The sequence below is a fragment of the Streptomyces calidiresistens genome, assembly GCF_014141525.1.
GTDB classification, from domain to species: Bacteria; Actinomycetota; Actinomycetes; order Streptomycetales; family Streptomycetaceae; genus Streptomyces; species Streptomyces calidiresistens.
In genome coordinates this window covers 1-7193 of record NZ_VKHS01000214.1, presented here as the reverse complement: position 1 = coordinate 7193, position 7193 = coordinate 1, and the positions used below count along the sequence as shown (strand labels likewise).

General features: G+C 75.7%; 6 protein-coding genes. 2 read left to right on the top strand and 4 right to left on the bottom strand.

The window, feature by feature from the left end; all coding sequences use genetic code 11:
- Positions 1–24: 24 nt before the first annotated feature.
- The 3 genes from FOE67_RS11345 to FOE67_RS11335 all read right to left on the bottom strand — a co-directional run bounded on the left by FOE67_RS11345 (position 25) and on the right by FOE67_RS11335 (position 2515).
- A complete protein-coding gene (locus FOE67_RS11345) occupies positions 25–1068 on the bottom strand; it encodes a DUF4184 family protein (protein ID WP_182663192.1) in 1044 nt (347 codons plus the stop codon).
- Positions 1069–1283: 215 nt separating this feature from the next.
- Positions 1284–2168 carry a hypothetical protein gene (locus tag FOE67_RS11340; RefSeq protein WP_182663190.1) on the bottom strand — a complete coding sequence of 295 codons (885 nt, stop codon included), beginning with the start codon at positions 2166–2168 and terminating at the stop codon, positions 1284–1286.
- Positions 2165–2515: a PadR family transcriptional regulator gene (locus FOE67_RS11335; protein WP_182663187.1), complete on the bottom strand. Its 351-nt coding sequence runs from the start codon at positions 2513–2515 to the stop codon at positions 2165–2167. The genes FOE67_RS11340 and FOE67_RS11335 overlap by 4 nt, the downstream gene beginning before the upstream one ends.
- A gap of 231 nt (positions 2516–2746) precedes the next feature.
- On the opposite strand from FOE67_RS11335, the gene FOE67_RS11330 reads away from it, so the two are divergent.
- Positions 2747–4024, top strand: a complete 1278-nt coding sequence (locus tag FOE67_RS11330; RefSeq protein WP_182663185.1) for a glycoside hydrolase family 6 protein — start codon at positions 2747–2749, stop codon at positions 4022–4024.
- Between the two features lie 269 nt (positions 4025–4293).
- Positions 4294–6162: a protein kinase domain-containing protein gene (locus FOE67_RS11325; RefSeq protein WP_182663183.1), complete on the top strand. Its 1869-nt coding sequence runs from the start codon at positions 4294–4296 to the stop codon at positions 6160–6162.
- Positions 6163–6225: 63 nt separating this feature from the next.
- Here the strand turns inward: FOE67_RS11325 and FOE67_RS11320 are convergent, their stop codons facing one another.
- Positions 6226–6618, bottom strand: a complete 393-nt coding sequence (locus tag FOE67_RS11320; RefSeq protein WP_194444171.1) for a DUF6343 family protein — start codon at positions 6616–6618, stop codon at positions 6226–6228.
- Positions 6619–7193 lie beyond the last annotated feature (575 nt).

The following is a 7193-nucleotide window of genomic DNA, read 5'->3' as shown; positions in this document are numbered from 1 at the left end:
CGGCAAGGGGCCGGCGATCGGGGGTCACCGCAGGGTGCCCGGCCGGCCGTCGGCCGCCGTGCCCGCCGACTCCGCGGGGACGGGGGCCTCCCGGTCCCGCCCCGTCGCGACGGTGCCGCGATCGCCGGGGGCGTCCGCCCCGCCCGGCCCGCCCGGAGCGGGGAGGACCGGGGGGCGGCCCGGCTCGGGGGACGGCGTGCGGCGGAGCGCTCGACGCACCCACCAGGCGCCCGCGTACAGCAGGAGCGCTGCGGTGAGCGCACCGCCACCGTTCTTCGCCGCGTCCGAGAGCACCCCCTCCGCCACCGGTTGAACGGCGGCCCACCCCGAGGCGCCGGCCCGGTACACCTCCGGCGCGCGCAGTCCGGCCGCGGCGCCGCCGAGGGCGGCGACGAGCAGCGCCGCCCGGGCGGCCGTGCGGGCCCCCGGGGAGAGCGCCGCCCGGTCGGGCACACCGGCCGGAAGGTCCCGGGTCCGACGGGCCCGCCGGACCCTGCGGATGGAGTACACGGCGATGGCGATCAGCCCTCCGACCGTGCTGACGTGCTGGAGCAGCCGCGCCACGGTGAGGTCCCCCGCGACAGGGGAGAGCATGAAATCGACGTGGAGGACCACGAAGCCGTCGTAGTGCGTGAAGGAGTCCCACACCAGGTGGGTCGCGACGCCGATCAGCAGGGAGAGCAGTATCCAGCCCACCCGGCGGAGCCCGTGAGCGGCGTCCCTCGTCGCCGGTCCCGCAGGCACTCCTTCCGCCCCCGGGCCGGCTCCCGTCCCGCGGAACCGGGCGGGCAGCAGGTCGATCACCGGGCGGCGCACCGCCAGGTACAGCAACAGGAGGGCGAGGGCGAAGGACAGGGCGATGTGGAGGCCGTACAGCGCGTGGGAGGTGGTGGCGTTGAGGAACGGCTCGTACCACGACTGAGCGCTCACCGGGATGCGCGCGCTGCCCAGGAAGTAGGGCATGTCCGGGGCGACGGCCCCGCAGACCAGCGCGGCCGGGGGGAACGGGGAGGAGGGGTGGCGCAGCAGCGGCAGCACGGCCGCGGGGTGGGAGAGCGTGAACGGCATGGGGTGACGGCCTTCGGGTCGGAGCCGGTTCCGGGCCGGCGGGTGACGGGTGCGACCGGCCGGGGTCGTCGCACGGGCCGCACGACGGCACGGGCCGCTCGAAGGACTATCTTCGCCGCGAGTATATGTCGTTCAACTGAATATGAGGGCGAGTGTGACCCGGGTCTCCCCGGCCCCGGGACGCCGGGACGTCGGACGCCGGGGCGCCGGGCGGCTCAGGCGGGACCGGGGCGGTCCGTCCGCCGGGGCGGACGCAGCGCGTACACGCCGGCGGCCAGCGCGCCGGCCAGCGGCAGGGCGAGCGTGATCACCACGATCGGGAGCGGGTAACCCCATGCCCTGGCGTACGCGCCGGCGAGCAGCGGGAGGGAGGCCACGGTCACGACGGCCACCTCCCGCACTCCCCGGGACCTCGTGCGCAGGGCCCACAGCAGGGCGGTGATCGCCGGTGCCAGTAGGGGCCAGGCGCCGTAATCGGTGCTGAACGGCAGGACCTCGGCGTACAGCGCGGTCATGGGCAGCCACACGGCGGCGGCCATCGCGCCGGCCACCGCGCACGCCTCGGGGGCCGGCCTCGTGTCCGGTGGGACGGCCACCACCAGCAGGGCCGTGATCAGCGCCATGACGGCGGGCAGCGGACTCCCCATGCCCGGCCCGTAGGCCGCCGCCGCCACGGCCCAGCCCGTCGAACCGAGGGCGACCGCGCCCGCGCCCGCGCGCCACCGGCCGGTCAGGGCCGTGATCGCCCCCACCACGACCACCGCGGCGGCGAACAGGAGGGCGCTCCAGGCGTCGAGGAAGAGCATCGGGGGAGCGGGCGAGGCGACCACCGAGGCGTACCACTCGCTCAGGTGCATCCCGCTCCCGGCCGCCGCCGCGGCCACCACGAACGGCGCGGCGTCCGCGAGGAACCGTCCGGTGGGGGAGGCGGAGTCCACGCCCAGCCGCATCCGCACCGCGTGGGCGGTGATGTCCGCCGTCTCCCGGAGCCGCTCGAGGGGCGGCGCGTCCACCGTCGCCTCCCGGTGGACGGCGAGGATCTCCTCGCCGTACTCCACCCGGTACCGGCGCGGGTACAGGAGCAGGATCCGTTCGATCACGCCGGGGCTCCCGCCGGACCGGAGGCCTCCAGTCGGCGACGCGCCTCCCGGGCCGTCGCCGCCAGCCTCTCCGCCTCCACCGCCAGCCTCTCCCGACCGGGCGCGGCCAGGGTGTAGATCTTGCGGGCCCGGCCGTCCACGATCTCCTCGCGGAGCACCTCGATCAGGCCGTCCCGCACCAGGCGGTCGAGGGCGCCGTAGAGGGTGCCGGTGCGCAGGACCACCCGGCCCCCGGAGAGCGCCTTCACCTCGCGGGTGATGGCGTACCCGTGGCGCGGTTCGTCCGCGAGGGCGGTCAGCACCAGAAGGGTGGGCTCCTGCAGGGCGCGCTCGCTCGTCCGACTCATGCTCCCAACATATGTCGCCGGGCGGACCGTGGCCAGGGGTGCCGAGAGCCCCGGACGCCGTTGCTTTCCGTCGCTTTCCGGGGATTCCCGGGGTTTCGCGCCCGGTGTCTTGACGCGGGAGCGCGGCGGGGGGAGAGTCCCGGTGGCTTGGGAGCGCTCCCACCCGGAGGGCTCCCGACCGTCCACGCGCACGGAAAACGCCCAACGGGTCGACACCAGGAGCCGCCCCCGATGAGACGCACCCGAGGACGCACCACCACCGAGCCCACCCGTCCGACCGACCGCCCGGCCCCGCGCCGGCGCGGCCTGCGGACCCTCACCGCCCTGGTCGCCGCCGGGACCGCGCTGGTCCTCGCCGCCGGCACCGCCGGGGCCGCGGGCGCCCACGGTCCCGGGAAGGGCCCCGGGCCGAACCCCGGCAAGGGCAAGGGACCCTCCGTCACCCGCTTCCACGTCCCGCCGCCCAACCCCGGTGCCCTGACCCAGATCAAGGACCTGGTCCGCGCCGGCAAGCTCCGGGACGCCGACCTTATACGTCGGATGATCACCACGCCGCAGGCCGTCTGGCTCACCGGCCAGGAGGGCCACGACGTGCGCGCCGACGCCCGCCGCACCGTCACCGACGCCAAGCGGCAGAAGGCGATGCCGGTCCTGTCGCTGTACAACGTGCCGGGCCGCGACTGCGCCCAGTACTCCGCCGGCGGCGCCTCCGACACCGCCGAGTACATCGAGTGGATCGACGACGTGGCCAAGGGCATCGGCCCGCACCCGGCCATCGTCATCCTGGAGCCCGACTCCCTGGCCCTGATGCCGAACGACTGCGGCCAGGACGACGAGGAGGAAACCCTCACCGCCGCCCGCTTCACCGAGATCCGCTACGCGGTGGACGTCCTGGCCGCCAAGCCGAAGGTGAACGTCTACCTCGACGCCGGCCACAGCGACTGGCACCGGGTGGACTCCATCGTCAGCCGCCTGATCGAGGCCGACGTCGCCTCCGCCCGCGGCTACTACCTCAACCCCTCCAACTACCAGACCGACGAGAGCCTCGCCCGCTACGGCAACCTGATCTCCGGCTGCCTCGCGTACGCGGCCGAGGGTGGCGACCCCGCCGACTGCCCCAACCAGTGGTGGGACCCGCAGGAGGCCCTGGACTGGCTCGACGAGCACGTCACCACCGACCGGGCGGAGTGGACGCCGTACGTCACCGACACCAGCCGCAACGGCCGGGGCCCGTGGACCGCGCCGGAGGACGCCGCCTACCCGGACCCGCAGACCTGGTGCAACCCGCCGGACCGGGGCCTGGGACAGCGCCCCACCACCAACACCGGCGACCCGCTGATCGACGCGCACCTGTGGATCAAGATCCCCGGTGAGTCCGACGGCGAGTGCCTGCGCGGCACCGACGGCCCGCAGGACCCGGAGCGCGGCGTCGTCGCCCCGCGCGCCGGCCAGTGGTTCCCGCAACAGGCGCTGGAACTGGCGCGGCTGGCGCAGCCGGCGCTGCGCTGACCCGTCGGCGCGGAGGCCCGAACGCCTCCGCGCCGGCCCGTCGGGAACGCGCCGCCCGCGCGCGAACGGCCCCGGGGCGCACCCCGCGCCCCGGGGCCGGCGGGCGCGTGCGCCCGACGCCGGATCCGTGCTCCCCCGTCCCATCCGTCCCGTCCGTCGGGGGGTTCGCGGGCCACCGTCCGCGCACGTCCGCCAACCGACGGTCGCCGCGTTGACGGGCCGGAAATGGGTCAGTTTGATGGTCCCCTGAACAACTCTGCGAGGGTGGCGTGACAGGGGTGCGGATGGACGGGCTGGTGCTGGACGGCCGATACCGGATCGGGCAGCGGCTCGGCGAGGGGGGCATGGGAGCGGTCTTCGAGGCGGACGACCTGCGCCTGGAACGCCGGGTGGCGGTCAAGGTGATGAGCGGGGTCTCCCTGCGCCGCGACCCCCGGGCCAAGGAGCGGTTCGACCGCGAGGCCAAGGTGCTCGCGGGCCTGACCAGCCCCTACATCGTGACGGTGCACGACGCCGGTGAGGCCGCGGTCGAGGGCGGCACCGTCCTCTACCTGGTCATGGAACGGCTGCACGGCCGCTCGCTGGAGCAGGTGCTGGAAGGGGGCCGGCCGGTGTCACCGGCCGAGGTGGCGCTGTGGGGCGAGCAGATCTGTCGCGGGCTCGCGGTCGCCCACCGCGCCGGGGTGGTGCACCGGGACCTCAAGCCGGCCAACGTCATGGTCTGCGTGGACGGCCTGGTGCGGGTGCTGGACTTCGGCATCGCCGCCGTGCTCGCAGACTCCGGCGACCACGCCCGACTGACCTTCACCGGCCTGGTGGTGGGCACCCCCGCGTACATGGCGCCCGAGCAGATCGAGTCCGGTGGCTACGAGGCGCGCAGCGACCTCTACGCGCTGGGATGCATGCTCTACGCCCTGCTGACCGGTCGATCGCCGTTCCGCGCCGACGCGCTCTACGCGCTGATGCGGCAGCAGATGCTGGACACCCCCGAGCCGCCGAGCGCGCTGCGCCCCGGCCTGCCCGCCGAGTGGGACGAACTGGTCCTCGCCCTGCTCGCCAAGCGCCCGGAGGGGCGCCCCGCGGCGGCGGCCGAGGTGGCCGACCTGCTGCGGGGGATGCCCTGCCCCGACCTCCCCGACGCCGACGCCGGTGACGCCGGTGATGACGCCGGCGCCGGACCGGCGGGGGACGGTGACGGGACCCCCGGCCGCCCGCTCGCGCCGGTCTCCGCGCCCCTGCCCCCGGCGTACCGGCCGACCCGGATCGACCCCCGCCTCTCGCTGGGCAACGGTTTCGCGGCGCCGGCGGTGTCCGCGCCCGTCCCGGTCCCGGCCTCCGCCACCACCGTCGTCCTGCCCGCCGGGCCCGATGCCCCCGATGCACCCGATGAGCCCGATGAGCCGGCCGGGCCGGTCGGGCCGGTCGGGCCCGGGGAAGCGGCCGGGGACGCCGGGGACGTGCCCCCGGTGGAGGAGCCGGCGCCCCCGGCGGGGGAGCCAGCGGACACCGGTGGCTCCGGCTTCGCCGCCGCGCCCCTCACCTCCGGCCTGGTGGTCGCCCCCGGTGCCCTGTGGCTGGCCCCCCGGCAGCGGATCGCCCCGCTGCCGGAGGCCGAGCAGTTGCGGGTGGTGCTCTCCTGGGAGGTCGCCGACGGCGTGGAGGAGGACCCGGAGGTGGACGCCAGCGCCCTGGTGGTGGACGCGGACGGCACGGTCCTCAGCGACGAGCACTTCGTCTTCTACAACAACACCGTCACCCGCGGGGACCTGAGCGTCTCCCTGGTGGCCGGGCCGGGTGGGCACGAGATGAGCTTCGGCGTGCGGCAGGAGTGGCTGCCGGCCGAGGCGGAGCGGGTGGTGCTGGCCCTCTCCCTGCACGAGGCGGAGGAGCGCGGCCACACCTTCGGCGTGCTGACCGATCTGTCGGTGCGGGTGGAGGCGGCGGCCGAGGGGTCCTCGGAGAGCGCCGAGGGCGAGTTCCTCTGTGGCTTCCGCCTGCCGGGCCGGCCGGGTTCGGCCACCGGCCTGACCCTGGGCGAGTTGTACCGCACCGAGGGCGGGTGGGGTTTCCTGGCCGCCAGCCGCGCCTACCCGGGCGGCCTGGTGGAGATCGCCCGGGCGCACGGCGTCGACGTCTGACGGCCGGGGCGCCGGGGCACGTCCCGGCGCCCGCCGCCGGGGCGGCGGGCGGGACGCGCCGGCTCAGGGTTCGACGGTGCCGCGCTCCCGCTTGATGCGGCGCAGGATGACGAACAGGTTGATGACGGCCAGGACGGCCAGGAGACCGGCGCCGAGGGTGAGCAGGCTCAGCTCCGCGGGCCCGGGTGTGTCACCGGGCTCGGAGGTGCCCCACCAGACGGCGAAGACGACCGTCAGACCGATGAACAGCGGGATGAAGATCACCGACAGTCGCAGTCGCAGGCGGAGCGCCGACCGGGCGTTCGACGGCTCGGTGCCGGCGCGCTCCGAACGTCGGCCGATCACGCCGGAACGGGAGCGCGACACCGGCTCCCGCCCCGTGGGCCCGTAGTGCCGGTCGGACGGACCGGAAGCGCGGGAGCCACCGGTGGGATCGGGGTTCTCGGGGGAGGACATGATCACACTCCGGGGGGTTGACAACGCTGCGGAACGGCTCCTGCCCGGTCCGCGCCCCGGTACGCGTCCTCCGGCGTGTCGTCCCTCGTCAACCGGCCGCCCCCGGCCGACACCGCGCCGGGGGAGCGGGGAGGTGAGGGGAGGGGAGCGGCTCGGTGAGGCGCCGGGCCGGACGGAACACGGCCGGAGCGCGGGAGGGAAATGGAAGAGGCGCCGAAGGGGCGCCGAAGAGGCGCCGAAGGAGCCGGGCGAAGCGGAGGGGACCCCTCCGGCGGGCGGGCGCGCGAAGCCCCGCCGGACCGGGCGCGGCGGGATGACACCCCGTGAGCGGGCACCGACCGTTCACGGGGCGCCCACAGGTGTACCACACCACGGGGGGTGTCCGTGGCCCCCTTCCGATCGACCCCCTTCCGGCCGGCGGACGACGGGTGGGCGGCCCGCGCGTGGAGAAGCCGTGAGGGTTCGCGGCGAAGTCTGTCGGAACCCCGGGTGATCGGAAAGGATCGGTCCGTGCCCGGTGCCCTCCGAACCCCGTTGTGCGCCCTGGTCCTCGGGGCGGTCGTGGTGATCCTCCC

Bases quoted from the DNA above. Each gene is read 5' to 3' on its own strand.
- FOE67_RS11345 (WP_182663192.1), bottom strand. From the start codon at position 1,068: ATGCCGTTCACGCTCTCCCACCCCGCGGCCGTGCTGCCGCTGCTGCGC.
- FOE67_RS11335 (WP_182663187.1), bottom strand. From the start codon at position 2,515: ATGAGTCGGACGAGCGAGCGCGCCCTGCAGGAGCCCACCCTTCTGGTG.
- FOE67_RS11330 (WP_182663185.1), top strand. From the start codon at position 2,747: ATGAGACGCACCCGAGGACGCACCACCACCGAGCCCACCCGTCCGACC.
- FOE67_RS11320 (WP_194444171.1), bottom strand. From the start codon at position 6,618: ATGTCCTCCCCCGAGAACCCCGATCCCACCGGTGGCTCCCGCGCTTCC.